The following is a 23230-nucleotide window of genomic DNA, read 5'->3' on the forward strand; positions in this document are numbered from 1 at the left end:
TTATCCACATTCAACTGCCGAATATTTCATCTTATTTGAGTAAATTAACCCACGATCCTAGCCATTCTTCTGCTGGATCTTCTGGAATTTGATGTTGGGTGATGTCGATCTCGAGGATTTCACCGATCCGTTTGGCCCCTAATTGAGCCAGTACACGATCCGCTGTTTGGATCGCGCCACAGAATGTGTCGTACTCTTTACTACCGATCCCCACTGCACCGAAACTCACCTGAGAAAGATCGGGCTTTTGCTGTTCCAGCTGTTCAAACAGTGCTTTCAGGTTGTCAGGGAATTCCCCTGCACCGTGTGTAGACGTCACCACCAGCCATACACCGCTTTCAGGCAGTGCATCAAGCGTGGGGCCATGGAGAGTTTCAGTGGAAAAATCATCCTTCTCCAGCAGTTCGGCCAAATGTTCTGCAACATATTCGGCACTGCCAAGGGTACTGCCACTGATTAAGGTAATGTCTGCCATAGCGATCCCATCCGATAAAAGACGGGACATTGTACGCTGTGATCTGGCTGGGATCTACCTGTGGATAATATGGGTATAGGAAAAAAGCATTACGGCGTGATCGTCCGCATGATGGGGTTTTGCAGGGAGATCAGCGTTTCAGTGGACTGAATTTCATCAATTGTTTGGATCTTGTTGATAAGCACATGTTGTAGTGCCTCGATCGAGCGGCACATGACCTTAATAAAGATGCTGTAATGCCCAGTGGTGTAGTAGGCCTCGACTACTTCTTCCAGATTGTTCAGCTTCTCCAGCGCGGAGGGATAATCTTTGGCGCTTTTCAGAATGATGCCGATAAAACAGCATACGTCGTAGCCCAGCTGTTTTGGATTCACATCCAGACGTGTACCGACAATGATGCCTGCCTGCTTCATTTTTTCCACCCGAACGTGGATCGTACCTGGACTGACGGAAAATTGTTTTGCCAGTTCGGCATAAGGCGTGCGTGCATTTTCCATTAAGGCGGAAAGAATGCCTCGATCGAGATTATCGATCTGATAAATTTCTGCCACTTTGAGCCCCCTATTTTATCGAATAATGATTTTATACCGCTATAAAATGACGGATTAAAAGCACAAGTGCAATTTATCCATAAGATTATTGAATGACTGGCAGTTTTTATTGCTTAATGAATAACTAAATACGATGAATAAGAGACGCGGCAATGAAAAAGCAGTACATCGAAAAACAACAGCAAATCAGCTTCGTTAAGTCTTTCTTCTCCAGCCAACTGGAGCAGCTTCTGGGATTGATTGAAGTCCAGGCACCGATTCTCAGCCGTATCGGTGATGGTACGCAGGATAACTTGTCCGGTACGGAAAAAGCGGTGCAGGTTAAGGTTAAAGCCCTACCGGATGCCACATTTGAAGTGGTTCACTCACTGGCGAAATGGAAACGTAAAACGCTGGGCGCGTATGACTTTAGCTTCGGCGAAGGTATCTATACCCACATGAAAGCACTGCGCCCGGATGAAGATCGTCTGAGCCCGATTCACTCTGTCTATGTCGATCAGTGGGACTGGGAGCGCGTGATGGGGGATGGAGAGCGCAATGCCGAGTATCTGAAATCGACAGTGACGCGTATTTATCAGGGCATTAAAGCAACGGAAGCGGCGGTACATCAGGCGTTTGGCATTCAGCCTTTCCTGCCAGAACAGATTCATTTTGTGCATACCGAAATGCTGCTGCAGCGTTATCCCGATCTGGATGCCAAAGGGCGTGAACGCGCTATCGCTAAAGAACTGGGTGCGGTATTCCTGATTGGGATTGGCGGTAAGCTGTCCAGCGGACACTCTCACGATGTGCGTGCGCCGGATTATGATGACTGGACAACGCCAGGCGAGCAGGAATTGGCGGGCTTGAACGGCGATATCGTCGTGTGGAACCCGGTCCTGAACGATGCGTTTGAGATTTCATCAATGGGCATCCGCGTTGATGCTGAAGCCTTAACACGCCAGTTAGCGCTGACGCAGGATGAAGAACGTCTGAAGCTGGAATGGCATCAGGCGCTGCTGCGCGGTGAAATGCCGCAAACGATCGGTGGGGGAATCGGTCAGTCTCGTTTGGTCATGCTGTTGCTGCAATTGCCACACATTGGTCTGGTTCAGTGCGGCGTATGGCCACAGCCGCTGCGTGAGTCAGTTTCCGGCCTGCTTTAATCAGCTTTGCCGTGTTGCCAACGGCGCATTAAGCGGCTTTTTAACCCGGTATCAAAGCGCCAGATATGGTCAAAGATGTGCATGATGCCGGGTTTGCCATGATCGGACATCGCTACAGCATGGAAACGATGCTGTAGCTGCTTCTGGCGGCTTTTCACCTTATTTACCACCTCATCCGGCAACCGCTGGGCGATAAAATCCGAAATTACCACCGCGTCGGCATCATGCCAGAGTGCATCGTCCATCTTATCCAATAATGCTGACAGGCAGGCGCTCATATCCGTGCCGCCGCGGAAGGACTGGCTGAGAAAGCGTATCGCCTGCTCTAAGCCGTCCGCAGACGTGAGTTCATATTTCACCACGCCGGTAGAAAACAGCATGATGTAGCAACGGCGGTTGTCGGCGAGCGCGATGCGCATCAGTGCCAGACAAAAGGCTTTCGCGCAGCGTTCATTAAATCCGCCCATGGATCCTGACGTATCAACGCAGACGATAAACGGGCCACGCGGCTGCTGTTCGTTTTGCTGATGGACAACGGGGCGCTCGGTGATTTTCTCGCGCCAGCTCTCCCCTTGTAAGCGATAGGTCAGCAGCCGATGCTCTAGCAGGCGACGATAGAATTCATATTCCAGTTCGCTAATGCCCAACGTGGCCAGCTCCGTCGGCATCAAACGCAAAATGTCATCGCTCTGATGAACGCCGCTGACCTGTTCGGGCACGGTGGCCGGTTCTCGAACTCTTACCCGGAAGGCTTCTTGTGGCGCCTCTTGCGTGAGGATGGATTTGGTTTCCCGGCTGCGGCCTAAGCGTTCCGCCAGTTTTTGTAATGCGGGCTGGCGTTGCAGGAAAGCACCGAAATCCAGTAACGGGCGGGGATCGGTATGAATACGCTGCGCTGCGCTGAGATCCCAGAGCCGCCCGGCCGCGTTTTCGTTTTCGGCCAGAATAGGTTCGAGTTTGCCGCTGAGGGTCAGGCGTTGTTGCAGTTCATCCAGCAGGATTTCCCGTTCCTGATCCATCAACTGCTGATGCAGTGAAACGGTTTGCAGTGTGAGGCTTAGCCGCCAGCGCTGCAGAAAGAGCGCGTGGAGCCCACTGGTGATCTTCTGCCCTAAGGTTCTCTCTGGAGAGGTAATGAGCTGTGAGGCCTGTGCCAGAAAAGGGGATTCTACGTTGTTCAGCATATCCATAATCGCAGGCAGGCGTGTCTGAAAAGCCTGGTTGTCGATCGATTGTGAACGTTGGTAGCAGCTAAATTCTTTTTCCAGCTCTGGCGGTACCTGCGTGGTGCGCAGGCGCTGCTTTAAGGTTTCTTTCCAGTGAGGAAGATCGTTGAGTAACGCGGACTTCAGGCTGGGATACTTTTCAAAGAAGAAAGCGAGCTGCGGCGTTGCCAACAGCGTGACGACAAGATCGTCCAGCAGTTCGTTTTCATCGATAGACAGCAGCATTTCCAGTGATTCCAGCGTGATCATCGGCGTTAGTCCTGTTGCTCTGATTGCTGGATTTGCTCGGCAACCTGCTGCAGGCTGGCTTCTATTTTGGCTAGCCACTCAGCGGGGACGAACAGACAAGGCTGATGCTGGCTGAATAAGCGGCGCTGTTCGCGCAACTGCATGTTCAGCTTTTCATATTCATCGGTAATGTCGGCAGGCAGCGCACAGTCGCGCTTTTCTGGCAGAGAAAGAATGGAGGATTGCAGGCTGATATCGCGAACCGTCAGATGCTGGCGATCGTCCACCAGCAGATCGAGACGTTGAGTAAAGCCGATGCCGTTGAGTTTGCCCCGGATTTCTCCCCCTTTTTGCAGCCAGCCTTGCAAAGCATTCTTTTCAATGATCAGGTGATTGACTTCAATATCGTGCAGGATCAGCGGGCGTTGCAGCACCAGATCCAGCGTTTCAGCAACGATCGTGTCAGGCAACGTGTAATGGAATTTCCGGCCAAGGAAGTGCCCCTGTTTCTCTACCGAAAATGCCTGTAATTCGCTTTGTTCACGCTGATATTGCTGACGTTTGGTATTCGCCTGTTGCAGCCGGAACAGCAGACTTTTCTGCTGGTAAGCGTGCTCGGTAATCAGTAGCTCAAGCTGGTGTTCGATGAGCGTCAACGTGCTTTGGTCATGCCAGAGACAGTCTTTCAGCAGAATGATATCAACCGGCGTAATGGTGTCCCGTCCGCAGAAAAATGCGCTGGCCTGAAGCAGGCGCAGGGCTTTTTTCCAGCGTCGATCGGAAATGTAAGGTGCCTTTTCCAGCGCATCGAGCTGCTGACGCAGTGTGTAAATCAGCTCGAAACCGAACTCCGGCAATGCGATATGTTCAATATCCTTCTGCCACTGTTGGTACTCTTCATCGCTGACGCTAAGGGCGGATGGAACGGGGTTATCGCGTTCGCTGCTGTTATTCACAAGCAGCGCACGGAAATTCTGTTTTTCCTGCACGCGATCGAGCCACAGACGGATGAGCATTCGGTCGTAGAGCGCTTCCAGACCGCCATCCGCTTCCGGCAGTTCATTCGAGGCCGCGACCAGCAGGCGCATGGGGATCGTATCTTCGCTGTTGCCATTACGGAAACGTCGTTCGTTAATGGCCGTCAGCAGGGTGTTCAAAATAGCGGGGCCCGCTTTCCAGATTTCATCCAAAAATACGATTTCGGCTTCTGGCAGATAACCGGCGGTCAGACGTTGGTAGCGCCCTTCATCTTTTAATGCCTGAATGGAAAGGGGGCCGAATACCTCTTCCGGGGTGGAAAAGCGGGTCATCAGGTACTCAAACGCATTCGCATGACGAAAAGCGAATTTAAGGCGCCGGGCAATCATACTCTTGGCTATACCTGGCGGCCCGAGGAGAAAAACACTTTCCCCGCTTAGCGCAGCCAGCAGACAGAGACGAATGGCGTGCTGTCTTTCGTAGAGCCCATGTTCTAGCGCATGGCTGAGGCGAGAAATTCTTTCAGCCAATGCCGCGGTTTGACGCATAATTAATCCGTTAGTCCCATGATGTGATGTACTGAAATCGTTTATTTTTGAATTTGGTTGCTCTACTGAAAGCGGTGTCTCAGAAAAAACCTACTTTCAGAAAGACAATAGTAATAATAAACGGCAGATCACAGATTTTTATTAGAATACTTTTACGGATTATTCACCCTAACGGGGTAAGTAAGCAATAAACCACCCTTTACAGGATGTTTCGTATACACCTGTCATACTTCAAGCTGCAGGTGTGTTGGCTGCGCTTACTCACCCGAATCACTTACTTGAGTAAGCTCATCGGGCTTCCCTCGCTTGCCGCCTTCCTGCAACCCGAATTATTTAAGGTGTAAGAAGATGGCCCGCACAATAAAAATGGGTTTTTACCCTGATTTGTGCATACTGTGCGCTTTTGGACGAGTTGCTGTGAATGACGCGCTTCGCGGACTGATTAACAACAGAAGATAGGTTTATGAGCTCAGAACATAAACGTTCGCTTCCGGCTGTCACGCTGGCGGCCATCGGGGTGGTTTATGGAGATATAGGAACCAGCCCTCTTTATACGTTAAGGGAATGTTTATCAGGGCAGTTTGGTTTTGGGGTCGAACCTGACTCGGTCTTTGGTTTTCTTTCACTGATCTTTTGGCTGTTGGTTCTTGTTGTTTCGCTGAAATATCTGACCTATGTGATGCGTGCCGATAACGCAGGCGAAGGTGGGATTCTGACATTAATGTCGCTAGCCGGGCGCAATACCTCCGATCGCATGACGTCCGTGCTGGTCATCATGGGGTTGATTGGTGGCAGCTTCTTTTATGGGGAAGTCGTCATCACGCCTGCTATCTCAGTGATGTCGGCGATGGAAGGGCTGGAAATCGCCGCGCCGTCGATGGACAGCTATATCGTTCCGCTCTCGATTGTCGTCCTGACATTACTGTTTATCATTCAAAAACACGGTACGGGTAGCGTCGGCAAGCTGTTTGCTCCCGTGATGCTGATTTGGTTTTTAACGCTTGGTATCCTGGGCGCGCGCAGCATTATCGCTAATCCCGAAGTCTTGCAGGCGTTGAACCCGATGTACGCTGTGCGCTTCTTTGTCGAGTATAAAGCGGTGTCGTTCTTCGCGTTGGGGGCGGTGGTGCTGGCGATTACTGGGGTCGAAGCGCTGTATGCCGATATGGGCCACTTTGGTAAATTCCCGATTCGTCTTGCTTGGTTTACGGTGGTGCTGCCGTCGCTGGTGTTAAATTACTTCGGCCAGGGCGCGTTGCTGTTAAAAGACCCGGAAGCCATCAAAAACCCGTTCTTCCTGCTGGCGCCAGATTGGGCGCTGATTCCACTGATGATATTGGCCACGCTGGCGACAATTATTGCCTCGCAGGCGGTGATTTCCGGCGTGTTCTCCCTGACGCGCCAAGCGGTGCGGCTGGGCTATTTACCACCGATGCGTATCGTACACACGTCAGATATGGAATCCGGTCAGATTTATATTCCTGCCATTAACTGGATGCTCTATATCGCCGTCGTCATCGTGATTGTCAGCTTTGAGCATTCGAGTAATCTGGCGGCGGCTTACGGGATTGCGGTAACGGGCACGATGGTGATTACCAGCATTCTGTTCTGTACGGTGGCAGTGAAGAACTGGCTCTGGAATCGCTATCTGGCGTGGGTTTTGCTGGCGGGCCTGCTGATTATTGACGTGCCGATGTTTTTGGCAAACGTAGTCAAGATCCTCTCTGGCGGCTGGCTGCCGCTGGCGCTGGGTATGGTGATGTTTATCATCATGACCACATGGAAAAGCGAGCGTTTCAGGCTGCTGCGCCGGTTGCATGAGCATGGTAACTCGCTGGATGCCATGATTGCGTCACTGGAGAAAACGCCGCCGACGCGTGTGCCAGGAACCGCCGTGTATTTCTCGCGTGCGACTCGCGTGATTCCGTTCGCACTGCTGCATAACCTTAAGCACAATAAAATCCTGCATGAGCGCGTGGTGCTGTTGACCATGCGAACGGAGGATGCGCCCTATGTATTGAACGCTCGCCGAGTGACGGTTGAACAGCTTTCGCCGACGTTCTGGCGCGTGATTGCCAACTATGGCTGGCGTGAGACGCCGGATGTGGAAGAGGTCTTTCAGCGCTGCTGGCAGGATGGGTTAACCTGCCAAATGATGGAAACGTCTTTCTTTATGTCCAATGAATCGCTGATTATCGGTGAGCGCCCGTGGTATCTGCGCTTGCGCGGTAAGCTATTCATGATGCTCAGCCGTAATGCGCTGCGGGCGGCGGATCAGTTTGAAATACCGCCGAACAGGCTGATTGAGCTGGGGATACAGGTTGAGATTTAAGCGTTCCCACGATTAGGGCGCTATGTTGGGATAAGATCGAGATATACGGTTGACCACGTGGCGAGGCGTCCCTGCGGGAACCTCATCCCCGTGTTTCCCTAATAACAAGCAGCGAGTTGCTGCCAGTTGGGGAAACCATATTGCTCAGTGCGTTAACGTATAGATAGAGAGAATAATCGTTACCAATTCACTGACACAATCAGCCCGCCTTCGGGCTGATTGGTGAACGTGACCCGCATGCGGTGCAGCGTGGCGATGTTATTTACGATGGAAATCCCCAGACCGCTGCCGGATTTCTCTTGCCCCGGCGGGCGATAAAAACGTTCGCCAATTCTTGCCAGCGCCTCCTCGCTAATGCCCGGTCCGTTATCGGTAACCTGAAAGCCGTGCTCTGTCAGCGTCAGGCTTACCGTTCCCCCTTCATTGCAATAGCGAATGGCATTATCCAGCAGATTGCGTACCAGCAGAGCCAGCAGCAGCGGGTGGCCCTGCCGGATGACCGGCGTATCTGGTAAATCCAGCGTCAGTTCGATACCTGCGGTTTGCGCTGTGTGGTAGTGCGCGATCACTGCCTGTTGCAGTAGTTCATTGAACTGGACGGGCTGCATCCCTTCGGGGGACGATTCGGCATCCAGCCGCGACAGCGTCAGGAGTTGATCCACCAGCCGTGTGGCCCGATCGATACCTTTGTCCAGATTGACCAGTGCATGGTGCCGCATGGCTTCATCATCATGCGCGAGCTGTGCGACTTCGGTTTGGACTTTCAACGCTGCTAACGGGCTACGCAATTCATGAGCCGCATCGGAGGTAAAACGACGTTCACGAACCAGCATGTCGCTGATGCGGGAAAACAGGTGGTTCAATGCATTGACCAACGGGCGGACTTCCTGCGGGACGTGCTGCGTTGCCAGCGGCGTACTTTCGTCCGGTGAACGCTGTTGAAGCTCGGCGGTAATGCGTTTTAGTGGTGAGAGTTCTCGCGTTACCAGCCAGAACAGCAGCGCTAGCATGATCGGCAGCGCAAACAGCCAGGGCATCAGGTTGGTTTTTACAATATCCAGCGTCATGTCCTGACGGTATTCCCATTCCTGTCCGACAGCGATCACGTAACGATCATCTGCCGTCGTTAACCAGACGATGCGCCATGCGTCGTTGTCATTGCGCAATTTGCCGTCGGTGAAGCCGTTTCGCTGGTAATCAAAAATGAAATCTTTGCCGTTCTCACCATCATTCAACACCATCTTCCCGTCGCGAGTAAAAATGGCGAAGGCTAGGGCATCGTCGTCCTGCTTGCCTCGATCCTTATGTACCAGACTTTTGGTTTTGGGCAGAGAAGTCGACTGAATTCGCAATTCATCGGGGTTCATCGTGGCAAGACGTTTAGCAAACAGCATTTGCTGGGTATCAAATAACTCATTGATGTTATGACGCGTTTGATACCACGAAAGCAAACTGGCTACGCCCCAGCAAGTCAGCGTCAGCAGCGTGAAACCCGCAATCAGGCGTAAACGCAGGCTGAGTCGGTTCATGGTGCATCTCCCAGAATGTAGCCAACGCCATGCACGGTACGGATAAACCCGCCACCCAGCTTTTTGCGCAGGTGGTGGATATGCACTTCTACCGCATTGCTGGAGACATCATCGTCCCACCCATAGAGTTTTTCTTCCAACTGCGCGCGCGTGAGTACGCGGCTCGGATTGAGCAAAAACAGTTCCAGTAACGCCAGTTCGCGAGATTTTAGTATCAGCGGTTCATTGTTAAGTGTGACGCTCCGCGATCCCGGCTCAAGGGAAACTGCGCCGTGCGTTAATGTCGGTTGTAGTTGGCCGTGACGACGGCGAATCAGTGCCTGCAGGCGAGCGGCCACTTCTGTCAGCGCAAAGGGCTTACATAAATAATCATCGGCACCCTGCTGTAGCCCTTCTACGCGCTGTTCCAACGCATCGCGGGCGGTCAGAATCAGCACCGGTTCGTCATGTCCCGCCTGACGCCACTGACGCAGAATATCCATCCCGTCCATGCCCGGCAGGCTGAGATCGAGCACCACCGCATCATAGGGGGCAGCCTTCAATGCAGCGGCACCCGCTTTACCTTCCATAAACCAGTCAATATTAAAGCCCAGTTTGTTTAACCCAGCTTTCAGGCCGTCACCAATCAAGCGATCGTCTTCGATTAACAATATTCTCATGGGGGCCTCGCAGGGAATGTACTGCTGTTGCGCTTATGTCTTTTCCGGTTTTATACGAAATAGAGAGGCGGTGTGTACAGGACAAATCGCTGAAATCGGGCGATTTCGGCAATATAAAAAAATAAGAAAGTAAACGCTGACTCCTTAAGATTCTGTTAAGAACGGTTTGCTTTAATCCTTCCCGAAGACCGATTACTCCCGCAGGCTGACTGCGAAACCGTTGACTGTGAAACAACAGAAAAAATAAGGAAGGTAAACATGAAAAAAGCAGCTGCGTTACTTGCCATTACCGCTCTGGTTTCTGCACCCGTATTTGCCGCACAAAGCGGCGGTGGTTTCGTCAACCCAGAAACGCCTGCGGTTGGCACACATAAAGGGGGATTCATTGATCAACAGAGTTCCCTCACCACGGTAGATAAAGCTAAAGATTTGCGTGATGACAGTTGGGTGACGCTGAGCGGTAATATTGAAAAACGGATCGGTGATGAAAACTACCTGTTCCGCGACGCGACAGGCACGATGGAAGTCGAAATCGATCACAAACGCTGGAATGGTCAGATGGTTTCGCCCACCGACAAAGTGGAAATTCAGGGTGAACTGGATAAAGACTTCAACTCCGTCGAGCTGGATGTGAAGCAGATTCGCAAACTCTAAATAGTTATCCTCAATTCCCTCGTGGCGGGCCGTTACCCGCCATTTCTCTATTTATCAACCTTCTATAACAGCCTCTTGTTCTCTTTATTTTTTTGTTAGCGAAACGTTTCGATAGCGATCACATTTTTTTTATCTCTTCATTGCCTTTCTTGCTTCTTTTTCTAGAATGTTATTAGCGAAACGTTTCGCTGGTGGGGTGAGAAGATGAAAAAAGCAGCATTACTGAATTCAGATATTTCTTCCGTGATTTCTCGACTGGGGCATACCGATAGCCTTGTTATTGGTGATGCCGGTTTACCGATTCCTGAAACGACGACCCGTATCGACCTGGCGTTGACGCATAACGTGCCGACGTTCTTGCAGGTTGTTAGCGTTGTTACCAGCGAAATGCAGGTCGAGGCCGCTATTCTGGCGGAAGAGATTATTGAAAAGAACCCCGCAGTCCATGACGCATTACTCGATCAATTGAAGCAACTCGAACAACACCAGGGAAACTCAATTGCATTGCACTATGTTAGCCATGAAGAATTTAAAACCCAAAGCGGAAAAAGCCGGGCGATCATTCGCAGCGGAGAGTGTTCTCCGTATGCCAATGTCATCCTTTGTGCTGGCGTAACGTTCTGAGGCATCAATGCAACCTTTACTGCAACTGCAAGGCATCACGAAATCTTTTCCCGGCGTTAAAGCGCTTTCCGGTGCGGCACTCAATGTCTATCCGGGAAAAGTGATGGCGCTGGTGGGCGAAAACGGTGCGGGCAAGTCCACCATGATGAAAGTCCTGACCGGGATCTATCGTAAAGATGCCGGCAGCATCCATTTTCTGGGACAAGAGGTGGATTTCAGCGGGCCGAAAGCGTCTCAGGAAGCAGGTATCGGTATTATCCATCAGGAACTTAACCTGATTCCCCAGCTCACGATTGCCGAGAATATCTTCCTTGGCCGTGAGTTTACCAACCGCTTCGGTCGTATCGACTGGAACAAGATGTATGCGGAAGCCGATAAGCTGCTGAAACGCCTTAATCTGCGCTACGACAGTCGTCGTATGGTCGGGGATTTATCGATTGGCGATCAGCAAATGGTAGAAATTGCCAAAGTGCTGAGCTTTGAATCGAAAGTCATCATCATGGATGAACCTACCGATGCTCTGACGGATACCGAAACCGCTTCGCTATTCAGCGTGATCAAAGAGCTGCAATCTCAGGGATGCGGCATTGTCTATATTTCCCACCGTCTGAAAGAAATCTTTGAAATCTGCGATGACATTACTGTTTTCCGCGATGGTCAGTTTATCGGCGAGCGTCCGGTCAGTGACTTAGAGGAAGATACGCTGATTGAAATGATGGTGGGTCGTAAGCTGGAAGATCAGTACCCGCGTTCAAGTAAAGTGCCGGGAGAGGTTCGCCTTAAGGTGCAGAACCTGTCAGGGCCGGGCGTAGAGCGCGTCAGCTTTACGGTGCGAAAAGGCGAAATTCTGGGCGTCGCGGGGCTGATGGGCGCGGGTCGTACCGAGCTGATGAAGATTCTCTACGGCGCACTGCCGCGTACGGGCGGCAATGTGACGCTGGATGGCCGCGACGTGGTGACCCGTAAACCGCAGGATGGCCTGGCGAACGGCATCGTTTATATATCGGAAGATCGCAAACGCGATGGTCTGGTGCTGGGCATGTCGGTAAAAGAAAACATGTCCTTAACCGCACTGCGCTATTTCAGCCATGCGGGCGGTCGCCTGAAACACGCCGAAGAGCAACTGACGGTTGCCGATTTTATTCGGCTGTTCAACGTGAAAACGCCTTCGATGGAGCAGCCTATCGGCCTGCTTTCCGGCGGTAATCAGCAGAAAGTGGCGATTGCCCGTGGCCTGATGACGCGCCCGAATGTCCTGATCCTCGATGAACCGACGCGTGGCGTCGATGTCGGGGCGAAGAAAGAGATTTATCAGTTAATCAATCAATTCAAAGAAGAAGGGCTGAGCATCATATTGGTGTCATCCGAAATGCCCGAAGTCTTGGGAATGAGCGATCGCATCATTGTGATGCATGAAGGGCGCTTGAGCGGTGATTTCCCTATTGAGCAAGCAACCCAGGAAGCACTGATGGCCGCGGCCGTTGGTAAGCAATACGGCGCAAAGCAGGAGTAAGTCAGACATGAGTTCTCAATCTATCGCGGCAAAACGCTGGTTCAGCAAAGAGTGGTTATTGGAGCAGAAATCGCTGATCGCGCTCCTGATCCTGATTGCGGTTGTGTCCGCCATGAGCCCTAACTTTTTTACCCTGAACAACCTGTTCAATATTCTCCAGCAGACGTCGGTGAACGCCATCATGGCCGTTGGCATGACGCTGGTGATACTGACCTCGGGAATCGATTTGTCGGTGGGTTCACTGCTGGCATTGACCGGTGCCGTAGCGGCTTCCATCGTCGGGCTTGAAGTCAATGCACTGGTGGCGGTGTTTGGCGCACTGGCGCTGGGTGCGCTGATTGGTGCGGGTACGGGGGTCATTGTATCCAAAGGCAAAGTGCAGGCGTTTATTGCCACGTTGGTCATGATGCTGTTACTTCGCGGTGTGACGATGGTTTATACCAACGGCAGCCCGGTGAATACCGGCTTTTCCGATGTGGCAGATGCATTTGGCTGGTTTGGTATCGGTCGTCCGCTGGGGATTCCGACGCCAATCTGGATCATGGCTATCGTGTTCGCGGCGGCCTGGTACATGCTGCACCATACGCGGTTGGGGCGTTATATCTATGCGCTGGGCGGCAATGAATCTGCAACCCGTTTGTCTGGTATCAGCGTTGATAAAATCAAGATTATTGTCTATTCCCTGTGTGGGCTGCTGTCTGCCCTGGCGGGAATTATCGAAGTCGCACGTTTGTCCTCTGCACAGCCTACGGCGGGTACAGGGTATGAACTGGATGCCATCGCGGCTGTAGTATTGGGCGGCACCAGTCTGGCTGGAGGTAAAGGGCGTATCGTTGGCACGTTGATCGGCGCACTTATCCTTGGCTTCCTCAACAACGGACTGAATTTATTAGGTGTTTCTTCTTACTACCAAATGATCGTTAAAGCAGTCGTCATTTTGCTGGCGGTCCTGGTAGATAACAAAAGCAGTAAATAACCTTCATTCACACAGGAATTGAGTTATGAATATGAAAAAGCTGGCTACTCTGGTTTCCGCTGTTGCGCTGAGCGCGACTGTCAGTGCTAATGCCTTGGCCAAAGATACGGTTGCTCTGGTGGTTTCTACGCTGAATAACCCGTTCTTTGTTTCAATGAAAGAGGGTGCACAGAAAGAAGCTGACAAACTGGGTTACGAGCTGATTGTGCTGGATTCCCAGAATAACCCAGCAAAAGAACTGGCTAACGTTCAGGATTTGACGGTGCGCGGAACCAAAGTTCTGCTGATCAACCCGACCGATTCTGATGCGGTAGGTAATGCGATTAAAATGGCCAATCAGGCCAAGATCCCTGTTATTACGCTGGACCGCGTTGCCAGCAGTGGTGAAGTTGTGAGCCACGTTGCTTCTGATAATGCCTTCGGTGGTAAAGTTGCCGGTGACTTCATTGCCAAGAAATTGGGTGAAGGTGCCAAGGTGATTCAGTTGGAAGGGATTGCCGGAACGTCTGCCGCGCGTGAGCGTGGGGCTGGCTTCATGAAATCTGCTGAGAAAAATAAATTCGCGATGCTGGCCAGCCAACCGGCTGACTTCGACCGTACTAAAGGGCTGAACGTGATGCAGAACCTGCTGACCGCGCACCCTGACGTTCAGGCCGTATTTGCCCAGAACGATGAAATGGCGTTGGGCGCACTGCGTGCATTGCAAACCGCAGGTAAAACAGATGTGCTGGTCGTTGGTTTTGACGGCACTCAGGATGGCGTGAAGGCCGTTGAGTCAGGCAAGCTGGCTGCAACCGTTGCTCAGCGTCCTGATCAGATCGGTGTAATCGGTATCGAAACGGCTGCGAAAGTGCTGAAAGGTGAAAAAACGCAGGCCATCATTCCGGTTGACCTGAAGCTGGTAGCAAAATAATTAAAGAATAAGCAGGGCTCGCGCCACCCGTTTGTGGTGGCGCATTATTAACGTAGCGGGATTCGACATAATGAAAACGGGTAAGCTGGTGGTGCTGGGCAGTATTAATGCTGACCATATTCTCAATCTTGAGCAATTTCCCCGCCCAGGCGAAACGGTGATCGGTGAGCAATATAGCGTTGCTTTCGGTGGGAAAGGTGCCAATCAGGCCGTTGCTGCTGGCCGAAGCGGTGCAGACATCGCCTTTATTGCCTGCGTTGGAGAAGATGATATCGGCACCCGTATTTGCCAGCAGCTATCCAAGGACAATATTGATGTTTCCGCCGTTGAGGCTATCTCCGGGGAAACAACCGGTGTTGCGCTGATTTTTGTTAACGCCGACGCTGAGAACATGATTGCGATTAATGCAGGCGCAAATGCTGCGGTGTCGCCTGATTACCTTCATCGTCATCAGCAACACATTATTGATTCTTCAGCGTTGCTTATGCAGCTTGAGTCGCCGTTGGAAACGGTTATTGCGGCCGCTAAACTCGCGCATGAACACCAAACAAAAGTGATTCTGAACCCCGCTCCTGCCCGCGAGCTACCCGATGAACTGTTATCGCTGGTCAATATGATCACGCCGAATGAAACCGAAGCACAGTTCCTGACGGGAATTACCGTTGAGACGGAAGACGATGCGGCTCGCGCAGCACAGGTTCTTCATGATAAAGGTATCGAAACGGTGCTCATCACATTGGGTAGCCGTGGCGTATGGTTAAGTGAAAACGGTCAGGGGCTGCGAATTCCGGGATATCGTGTAAAAGCCGTGGATACTATCGCCGCCGGAGACACGTTTAATGGCGCATTAGTGACTGCATTGCTGGAAAATAAACCCATGTCCTCCGCAGTGAAATTTGCCCATGCGGCAGCTGCGATAGCTGTTACTCGCCGAGGTGCTCAGCCCTCTGTCCCGTGGCGTGAAGAGATCGACGCATTTTTGCAAACCCAGGGGTGATCTTTGGCCACCATGAAAGATGTCGCCCGTCTTGCGGGCGTTTCTACTTCTACCGTATCTCACGTCATTAATAACAATCGCTTTGTCAGCGATACCATTCGCGAAAAAGTGATGAAGGCCGTTGAGGATCTCAACTACGCGCCGTCTGCGTTGGCCAGAAGTCTGAAAATAAACCAGACCCGCACCATCGGCATGTTGCTCACTGCCAGTAATAACCCGTTTTATGCCGAAGTGGTGCGTGGCGTAGAGCGCTGCTGTTATGAACGAGGCTATAGCCTGATTCTGTGCAACACCGAAGGCGATCGCGACAGAATGAGCCATAGTCTCGAAACGCTGCTGCAAAAGCGGGTCGACGGCGTACTGCTGATGTGCACCGAAAACCATCGCCCTTTGCCTGAAATGATGAGTCGCTATCCTTCTATACCTATGGTCATGATGGATTGGGCACCTTTTGAAGGCGTTATGGACGTCATTAAAGATAATTCCCTGCTCGGTGGAGAGATCGCGACCAATTACCTCATTTCCCGTGGTTATAAAAAGATAGCCTGCATTGCGGGTCCGAAAGATAAGACGACAGCCTACAACCGATTAGAAGGTTATCGACAGGCGATGCAGCTCGCTGGGCTATTCGTTCCCGCTGATTATGAAATTTTCGGTGATTTTGAGTTTGAAGCGGGCTACCGCGCTATGCAGCAGTTGTTAGCGCTGGAAGATAAACCTGAAGCGGTGTTCACCAGTAACGATGCGATGGCCGTTGGCGTTTACCATGCGCTTTATCAGGCTGGACTTTCTATTCCGCAAGATATGGCAGTTATTGGTTACGATGACATTGAACTGGCCCGCTATATGTCTCCACCTCTTACTACCGTTCACCAACCTAAAGATGAACTCGGTGAATTAGCGGTTGATACACTCTTGTATCGTCTAGAACATCCCAATACAGAACCTAATGCGCTGGTGTTGACGCCGGAATTGATGGTGCGTCAGTCTGTCCGGTGAGGATTTCGCCCAATTAGCGGTGAAAAATCCGGCATAACGGCGTCTTTTAATTCGCTTTGCTGAAAAAAAAATCACTCGGTAATTTTTTTGCATTTAGCGCTTGTCAGCGTGCGAGAAGTCCCTATAATGCGCATCCACTGACACGGCAACAGCGACACGCGGTTGTGGTGACAGCAAAAAGATTCAACGAAGCAGTCAGTAATGACTTGACTTCACAGCGGAAAAGCATAGTATATGCAGCCCGCGCCACCGATGAAGTGGCACTGCTCTTTAACAATTTAATCAGACAATCTGTGTGGGCACTCACAAGACCGTATCTTAACGATATAAAAAGTCTTGAAGAGTGAACAACAGTAAAATTCATTACGAATGAACAGTTACTAATTCTTTGAGCATCGCTGACGAGTTCAGCAAATCAAACAAATCTTAAATTGAAGAGTTTGATCATGGCTCAGATTGAACGCTGGCGGCAGGCCTAACACATGCAAGTCGAGCGGTAGCACAGGAGAGCTTGCTCTCTGGGTGACGAGCGGCGGACGGGTGAGTAATGTCTGGGAAACTGCCTGATGGAGGGGGATAACTACTGGAAACGGTAGCTAATACCGCATAACCTCGCAAGAGCAAAGAGGGGGACCTTAGGGCCTCTCGCCATCAGATGTGCCCAGATGGGATTAGCTAGTAGGTGAGGTAATGGCTCACCTAGGCGACGATCCCTAGCTGGTCTGAGAGGATGACCAGCCACACTGGAACTGAGACACGGTCCAGACTCCTACGGGAGGCAGCAGTGGGGAATATTGCACAATGGGCGCAAGCCTGATGCAGCCATGCCGCGTGTGTGAAGAAGGCCTTCGGGTTGTAAAGCACTTTCAGCGAGGAGGAAGGCGGTAAGGTTAATAACCTTATCGATTGACGTTACTCGCAGAAGAAGCACCGGCTAACTCCGTGCCAGCAGCCGCGGTAATACGGAGGGTGCAAGCGTTAATCGGAATGACTGGGCGTAAAGCGCACGCAGGCGGTCTGTTAAGTTGGATGTGAAATCCCCGGGCTTAACCTGGGAACTGCATTCAAAACTGACAGGCTAGAGTCTTGTAGAGGGGGGTAGAATTCCAGGTGTAGCGGTGAAATGCGTAGAGATCTGGAGGAATACCGGTGGCGAAGGCGGCCCCCTGGACAAAGACTGACGCTCAGGTGCGAAAGCGTGGGGAGCAAACAGGATTAGATACCCTGGTAGTCCACGCTGTAAACGATGTCGATTTGGAGGTTGTGCCCTTGAGGCGTGGCTTCCGGAGCTAACGCGTTAAATCGACCGCCTGGGGAGTACGGCCGCAAGGTTAAAACTCAAATGAATTGACGGGGGCCCGCACAAGCGGTGGAGCATGTGGTTTAATTCGATGCAACGCGAAGAACCTTACCTACTCTTGACATCCACAGAATTCGGTAGAGATACCTTAGTGCCTTCGGGAACTGTGAGACAGGTGCTGCATGGCTGTCGTCAGCTCGTGTTGTGAAATGTTGGGTTAAGTCCCGCAACGAGCGCAACCCTTATCCTTTGTTGCCAGCGATTCGGTCGGGAACTCAAAGGAGACTGCCGGTGATAAACCGGAGGAAGGTGGGGATGACGTCAAGTCATCATGGCCCTTACGAGTAGGGCTACACACGTGCTACAATGGCGTATACAAAGAGAAGCGACCTCGCGAGAGCAAGCGGACCTCATAAAGTACGTCGTAGTCCGGATTGGAGTCTGCAACTCGACTCCATGAAGTCGGAATCGCTAGTAATCGTAGATCAGAATGCTACGGTGAATACGTTCCCGGGCCTTGTACACACCGCCCGTCACACCATGGGAGTGGGTTGCAAAAGAAGTAGGTAGCTTAACCTTCGGGAGGGCGCTTACCACTTTGTGATTCATGACTGGGGTGAAGTCGTAACAAGGTAACCGTAGGGGAACCTGCGGTTGGATCACCTCCTTACCAAGAAGATGTGTGTTAAGTGAAGTGCTCACACAGATTGTCTGATGAAAATAACGAGCAGAAATACCTTAATAGGCTTGTAGCTCAGGTGGTTAGAGCGCACCCCTGATAAGGGTGAGGTCGGTGGTTCAAGTCCACTCAGGCCTACCAACTCTTCCATGAGTGGTATCTAAGGTATCTGTAAGCAACGATGGGGTTATAGCTCAGCTGGGAGAGCGCCTGCCTTGCACGCAGGAGGTCTGCGGTTCGATCCCGCATAGCTCCACCATCACTACTCGCTATATAGAAAACTTCAGAGTGTACCTGTTTGGGTACACTGCGAAGTTTTGCTCTTTAACAATCTGGAACAAGCTGAAAATTGAAACATGACAGCTGAACATGCATTGATACCTGCGGGTATGAATGGTGTATCAGTGCGTCAATGAGTCTCTCAAATAATCGCAGCGCGATGATGTCTTTAAGACACCTTCGGGTTGTGAGGTTAAGCGACTAAGCGTACACGGTGGATGCCTAGGCAGTCAGAGGCGATGAAGGGCGTGCTAATCTGCGATAAGCGTCGGTAAGCTGATATGAAGCGTTATACCCGACGATACCCGAATGGGGAAACCCAGTGTGTTTCGACACACTATCATTACGTGAATACATAGCGTAATGAGGCGAACCGGGGGAACTGAAACATCTCAGTACCCCGAGGAAAAGAAATCAACCGAGATTCCCCTAGTAGCGGCGAGCGAACGGGGAGGAGCCCAGAACCTGAATCAGTTTGTGTGTTAGTGGAAGCGTCTGGAAAGTCGCACAGTAAAGGGTGATAGTCCCGTACACAAAAATGCACAAATTGTGAGTTCGATGAGTAGGGCGGGACACGTGACATCCTGTCTGAATATGGGGGGACCATCCTCCAAGGCTAAATACTCCTGACTGACCGATAGTGAACCAGTACCGTGAGGGAAAGGCGAAAAGAACCCCGGCGAGGGGAGTGAAATAGAACCTGAAACCGTGTACGTACAAGCAGTGGGAGCCTTGATTAATCAGGGTGACTGCGTACCTTTTGTATAATGGGTCAGCGACTTATATTCTGTAGCAAGGTTAACCGTATAGGGGAGCCGCAGGGAAACCGAGTCTTAACTGGGCGTTAAGTTGCAGGGTATAGACCCGAAACCCGGTGATCTAGCCATGGGCAGGTTGAAGGTTGGGTAACACTAACTGGAGGACCGAACCGACTAATGTTGAAAAATTAGCGGATGACTTGTGGCTGGGGGTGAAAGGCCAATCAAACCGGGAGATAGCTGGTTCTCCCCGAAAGCTATTTAGGTAGCGCCTCGTGAATTCATCTTCGGGGGTAGAGCACTGTTTCGGCTAGGGGGTCATCCCGACTTACCAACCCGATGCAAACTACGAATACCGAAGAATGTTATCACGGGAGACACACGGCGGGTGCTAACGTTCGTCGTGAAGAGGGAAACAACCCAGACCGCCAGCTAAGGTCCCAAAGTCATGGTTAAGTGGGAAACGATGTGGGAAGGCACAGACAGCCAGGATGTTGGCTTAGAAGCAGCCATCATTTAAAGAAAGCGTAATAGCTCACTGGTCGAGTCGGCCTGCGCGGAAGATGTAACGGGGCTAAACCATGCACCGAAGCTGCGGCAGCGACACTTAGGTGTTGTTGGGTAGGGGAGCGTTCTGTAAGCCGTCGAAGGTGACCTGTGAGGGTTGCTGGAGGTATCAGAAGTGCGAATGCTGACATAAGTAACGATAATGCGGGTGAAAAACCCGCACGCCGGAAGACCAAGGGTTCCTGTCCAACGTTAATCGGGGCAGGGTGAGTCGACCCCTAAGGCGAGGCTGAAAAGCGTAGTCGATGGGAAACAGGTTAATATTCCTGTACTCGGTGTTACTGCGAAGGGGGGACGGAGAAAGCTAGGTTATCCGGGCGACGGTTGTCCCGGTTTAAGCGTGAAGGTGGATGACTTTGGTAAATCCGGGTCGTCATTAACACTGAGGCGTGATGACGAGTCACTACGGTGATGAAGTAACCAATGCTACGCTTCCAGGAAAAGCCTCTAAGCTCCAGGTAACATCAAATCGTACCCCAAACCGACACAGGTGGTCAGGTAGAGAATACTCAGGCGCTTGAGAGAACTCGGGTGAAGGAACTAGGCAAAATGGTGCCGTAACTTCGGGAGAAGGCACGCTGATGGTAGGTGAAGTGACTTGCTCATGGAGCTGAAATCAGTCGAAGATACCAGCTGGCTGCAACTGTTTAATAAAAACACAGCACTGTGCAAACACGAAAGTGGACGTATACGGTGTGACGCCTGCCCGGTGCCGGAAGGTTAATTGATGGGGTCAGCCGCAAGGCGAAGCTCTTGATCGAAGCCCCGGTAAACGGCGGCCGTAACTATAACGGTCCTAAGGTAGCGAAATTCCTTGTCGGGTAAGTTCCGACCTGCACGAATGGCGTAATGATGGCCAGGCTGTCTCCACCCGAGACTCAGTGAAATTGAACTCGCTGTGAAGATGCAGTGTACCCGCGGCAAGACGGAAAGACCCCGTGAACCTTTACTATAGCTTGACACTGAACCTTGAGCCTTGATGTGTAGGATAGGTGGGAGGCTTTGAAGCGTGGACGCCAGTCTGCGTGGAGCCAACCTTGAAATACCACCCTTTAATGTTTGATGTTCTAACGTGGGCCCGTGATCCGGGTTGCGGACAGTGTCTGGTGGGTAGTTTGACTGGGGCGGTCTCCTCCCAAAGCGTAACGGAGGAGCACGAAGGTTAGCTAATCCTGGTCGGACATCAGGAGGTTAGTGCAAAGGCATAAGCTAGCTTGACTGCGAGAGTGACAGCTCGAGCAGGTGCGAAAGCAGGTCTTAGTGATCCGGTGGTTCTGAATGGAAGGGCCATCGCTCAACGGATAAAAGGTACTCCGGGGATAACAGGCTGATACCGCCCAAGAGTTCATATCGACGGCGGTGTTTGGCACCTCGATGTCGGCTCATCACATCCTGGGGCTGAAGTAGGTCCCAAGGGTATGGCTGTTCGCCATTTAAAGTGGTACGCGAGCTGGGTTTAGAACGTCGTGAGACAGTTCGGTCCCTATCTGCCGTGGGCGTTGGAAGATTGAGAGGGGTTGCTCCTAGTACGAGAGGACCGGAGTGAACGCACCACTGGTGTTCGGGTTGTGATGCCAATTGCATTGCCCGGTAGCTAAGTGCGGAAGAGATAACCGCTGAAAGCATCTAAGCGGGAAACTTGCCTCGAGATGAGTCTTCCCTGGGCACTAGATGCCCCTGAAGGGCCGTTGAAGACTACGACGTAGATAGGCTGGGTGTGTAAGCGTAGCGATACGTTGAGCTAACCAGTACTAATGACCCGAGAGGCTTAACCTTACAACACCGAAGGTGTTTTGAGATGGACTCAGAGAGATTTTGATAATCAGCTTGTTTTAGGATTGGTTCTGATGGTTGTGCGAGAGCGAAAGCGAAGCATGACGATTGGAATGAAACAGAATTTGCCTGGCGGCGATAGCGCGGTGGTCCCACCTGACCCCATGCCGAACTCAGAAGTGAAACGCCGTAGCGCCGATGGTAGTGTGGGGTTTCCCCATGTGAGAGTAGGGAACTGCCAGGCATCAAATAAGTGGAAAGCCTCTGTCGAAAGACAGGGGCTTTTTGCTATGGGAAATTGGGTTGATTTACAAAAACCTGCAGATCACATGCTGGATATAGCGCATGGGAGGGTTTGTTTTTTTGGGTTCAGAAGCCCATTTTCTGCCAGACATTACCCAATGGTTCAGTGTTAACGGTTGTCTGTTCCGCACTACAGATTATTATTTTTGAGCCATTGGTAGATAAAAGTAGCAACCTGCTCTGGTTGATTGATATCAAGCACTGGAAGCATGGTGTCGATCTCACGATCTGCTGCAATCGCGATGACATACTCATCGATCAAATCACTTAATTCTCTACCCAACGATTGGCGAAATAAGGCTATTTTAGCGACCTTCTCATGTTTGAACCCCTCAACCAGCACCAGATCGAGAGTAGACGCATCCATTTTCCCAGCTAGGTGGTAAATATTTGGTTCTTCCTGACCAGGAGTCTCCGTCATTAGCGCCCACCTTTGGCTGCTGGCGACAATCGTTTGTGCTGCGCCTGCCTTACGGAGCTCATAGCTATCTTTACCTGGCGTATCAATATCCATCTGATGATGCGTATGTTTAATGAGTCCGACTCGAACACCATGATTAGTCAGTAGCGGGATGACGTGTTTAAGTAATGTCGTTTTACCTGTACCGCTATAAGCAACAATAGCGAGTAAGGGGACACGATTAGGATTCACGGCGTTGATCCTCCCAATTGGATAAATCTTCAGGCGAATTCATATTGCGAAAGGCTTTAGGCTGCTCGCTAAATGAAACGGCGTTTGCTCCAACCTGTTCCATAAATAGCATCAGCTTACGGTTTCCAAGATGCAGATAAGCTTCCAGCGGCTCAATAAGGTTTCTATTAATTAAGAGTAATGTGGGATGTGGACGTTCTCCATCTGTGGCATAAGCCGCATTTGCTTCCCCACGTGCTTGCCACAAGCGGTGCACCAGATCGAAGGGGAGAGCTGGGACATCGCAAGGGACAAATACGACCCATTCGGATGGGGAGGCATGCAATCCACTCAGAATACCCGCCAGCGGGCCTGGAAAGCTTGCATCAAAGTCACCAATAATGCGGCAGCCACTTTGTGCATACACAGCCTGATTGCGATTAGCGCTGATCATGACCTCATCGACCTGTGCTTTGAGCCGAGACAGAACGTGCTGGTATAGCGGCACACCGTTCAGTGCTATCAGACCTTTATCGTGTCCGCCCATGCGTGTTGCCCGTCCGCCTGCGAGAATAACGCCAGTAATCATTTTA

General features: G+C 51.4%; 17 protein-coding genes, 2 tRNA genes and 3 rRNA genes. 14 read left to right on the forward strand and 8 right to left on the reverse strand.

Annotated features, from left to right (window positions below):
* Positions 1–31: 31 nt before the first annotated feature.
* Together mioC and asnC are read right to left on the reverse strand one after the other, a co-directional pair.
* Positions 32–475: an FMN-binding protein MioC gene (gene mioC, locus EIP93_RS00005; RefSeq protein WP_039275940.1), complete on the reverse strand. Its 444-nt coding sequence runs from the start codon at positions 473–475 to the stop codon at positions 32–34.
* An 89-nt stretch (positions 476–564) separates the two neighbouring features.
* On the reverse strand, positions 565–1026 hold the full coding sequence (asnC, locus tag EIP93_RS00010) for a transcriptional regulator AsnC (protein ID WP_039363775.1): 462 nt from the start codon (positions 1024–1026) through the stop codon (positions 565–567).
* Between the two features lie 152 nt (positions 1027–1178).
* On the opposite strand from asnC, the gene asnA reads away from it, so the two are divergent.
* A complete protein-coding gene (gene asnA / locus EIP93_RS00015; RefSeq protein ID WP_125232088.1) occupies positions 1179–2171 on the forward strand; it encodes an aspartate--ammonia ligase in 993 nt (330 codons plus the stop codon).
* Here asnA and viaA read toward each other — a convergent pair.
* Together viaA and ravA are read right to left on the reverse strand one after the other, a co-directional pair.
* Entirely contained in the window at positions 2168–3646 is a 1479-nt protein-coding gene (gene viaA, locus EIP93_RS00020; RefSeq protein WP_125232089.1) for an ATPase RavA stimulator ViaA, read from the reverse strand. The genes asnA and viaA overlap by 4 nt on opposite strands.
* Positions 3647–3651: 5 nt before the next feature.
* Positions 3652–5151, reverse strand: coding sequence for an ATPase RavA (gene ravA, locus EIP93_RS00025; RefSeq protein ID WP_125232090.1), 1500 nt, complete (start codon positions 5149–5151; stop codon positions 3652–3654).
* A gap of 463 nt (positions 5152–5614) precedes the next feature.
* On the opposite strand from ravA, the gene kup reads away from it, so the two are divergent.
* Complete coding sequence (gene kup, locus EIP93_RS00030) at positions 5615–7483, forward strand: low affinity potassium transporter Kup (protein WP_039533588.1); 1869 nt, start codon at positions 5615–5617, stop codon at positions 7481–7483.
* A gap of 179 nt (positions 7484–7662) precedes the next feature.
* Here kup and qseC read toward each other — a convergent pair whose 3' ends face one another.
* Both qseC and qseB read right to left on the reverse strand, forming a co-directional pair.
* Positions 7663–9012 carry a quorum sensing histidine kinase QseC gene (gene qseC / locus EIP93_RS00035; protein WP_125232091.1) on the reverse strand — a complete coding sequence of 450 codons (1350 nt, stop codon included), beginning with the start codon at positions 9010–9012 and terminating at the stop codon, positions 7663–7665.
* The gene (qseB, locus tag EIP93_RS00040) at positions 9009–9671 is read right to left on the reverse strand and encodes a quorum sensing response regulator transcription factor QseB (protein WP_125232092.1); all 663 of its coding nucleotides are present in this window, start codon (positions 9669–9671) and stop codon (positions 9009–9011) included. Before qseB ends, qseC begins: the two co-directional genes overlap by 4 nt.
* A 258-nt stretch (positions 9672–9929) precedes the next feature.
* Between qseB and EIP93_RS00045 the strand changes: the two genes are divergently transcribed.
* The 12 genes from EIP93_RS00045 (at position 9930) to rrf (ending at position 21947) form a co-directional block, all read left to right on the forward strand.
* A complete protein-coding gene (locus EIP93_RS00045) occupies positions 9930–10325 on the forward strand; it encodes a YgiW/YdeI family stress tolerance OB fold protein (protein WP_039475183.1) in 396 nt (131 codons plus the stop codon).
* Positions 10326–10529: 204 nt separating this feature from the next.
* Complete coding sequence (gene rbsD, locus EIP93_RS00050) at positions 10530–10949, forward strand: D-ribose pyranase (protein WP_010300118.1); 420 nt, start codon at positions 10530–10532, stop codon at positions 10947–10949.
* Positions 10950–10956: 7 nt separating this feature from the next.
* Entirely contained in the window at positions 10957–12462 is a 1506-nt protein-coding gene (rbsA, locus tag EIP93_RS00055; protein WP_010300119.1) for a ribose ABC transporter ATP-binding protein RbsA, read from the forward strand.
* A gap of 7 nt (positions 12463–12469) precedes the next feature.
* Positions 12470–13438, forward strand: a complete 969-nt coding sequence (gene rbsC, locus EIP93_RS00060) for a ribose ABC transporter permease (protein WP_010681479.1) — start codon at positions 12470–12472, stop codon at positions 13436–13438.
* Positions 13439–13463: 25 nt separating this feature from the next.
* Positions 13464–14351 carry a ribose ABC transporter substrate-binding protein RbsB gene (gene rbsB, locus EIP93_RS00065; protein ID WP_005976509.1) on the forward strand — a complete coding sequence of 296 codons (888 nt, stop codon included), beginning with the start codon at positions 13464–13466 and terminating at the stop codon, positions 14349–14351.
* 70 nt (positions 14352–14421) lie between these two features.
* On the forward strand, positions 14422–15348 hold the full coding sequence (gene rbsK / locus EIP93_RS00070; RefSeq protein ID WP_103862431.1) for a ribokinase: 927 nt from the start codon (positions 14422–14424) through the stop codon (positions 15346–15348).
* 3 nt (positions 15349–15351) lie between these two features.
* Positions 15352–16347 (forward strand): ribose operon transcriptional repressor RbsR, encoded by a 996-nt coding sequence (rbsR, locus tag EIP93_RS00075; RefSeq protein WP_164496821.1) that lies wholly within the window; start codon positions 15352–15354, stop codon positions 16345–16347.
* 428 nt (positions 16348–16775) lie between these two features.
* Positions 16776–18317, forward strand: a 16S ribosomal RNA gene (locus EIP93_RS00080).
* 73 nt (positions 18318–18390) lie between these two features.
* Positions 18391–18467, forward strand: a tRNA-Ile gene (locus EIP93_RS00085).
* 42 nt (positions 18468–18509) lie between these two features.
* A tRNA-Ala gene (locus tag EIP93_RS00090) sits at positions 18510–18585 on the forward strand.
* Between the two features lie 211 nt (positions 18586–18796).
* Positions 18797–21706 (forward strand): 23S ribosomal RNA (locus EIP93_RS00095).
* Positions 21707–21831: 125 nt separating this feature from the next.
* Positions 21832–21947: ribosomal RNA gene (rrf, locus tag EIP93_RS00100) — 5S ribosomal RNA — on the forward strand.
* The 16S, 23S and 5S rRNA genes sit together here with 2 tRNA genes alongside, the layout of an rRNA operon.
* Before the next feature lie 189 nt (positions 21948–22136).
* On the opposite strand, the gene mobB is transcribed toward rrf, so the two are convergent.
* Together mobB and mobA are read right to left on the reverse strand one after the other, a co-directional pair.
* Positions 22137–22658, reverse strand: a complete 522-nt coding sequence (gene mobB / locus EIP93_RS00105) for a molybdopterin-guanine dinucleotide biosynthesis protein MobB (RefSeq protein WP_107332076.1) — start codon at positions 22656–22658, stop codon at positions 22137–22139.
* Positions 22648–23226, reverse strand: a complete 579-nt coding sequence (gene mobA, locus EIP93_RS00110) for a molybdenum cofactor guanylyltransferase MobA (protein ID WP_103971633.1) — start codon at positions 23224–23226, stop codon at positions 22648–22650. Before mobA ends, mobB begins: the two co-directional genes overlap by 11 nt.
* Between the last annotated feature and the right edge of the window lie 4 nt (positions 23227–23230).

The sequence above is a fragment of the Pectobacterium versatile genome (genome assembly GCF_003932035.1).
Classification (GTDB): domain Bacteria; phylum Pseudomonadota; class Gammaproteobacteria; order Enterobacterales; family Enterobacteriaceae; genus Pectobacterium; species Pectobacterium versatile.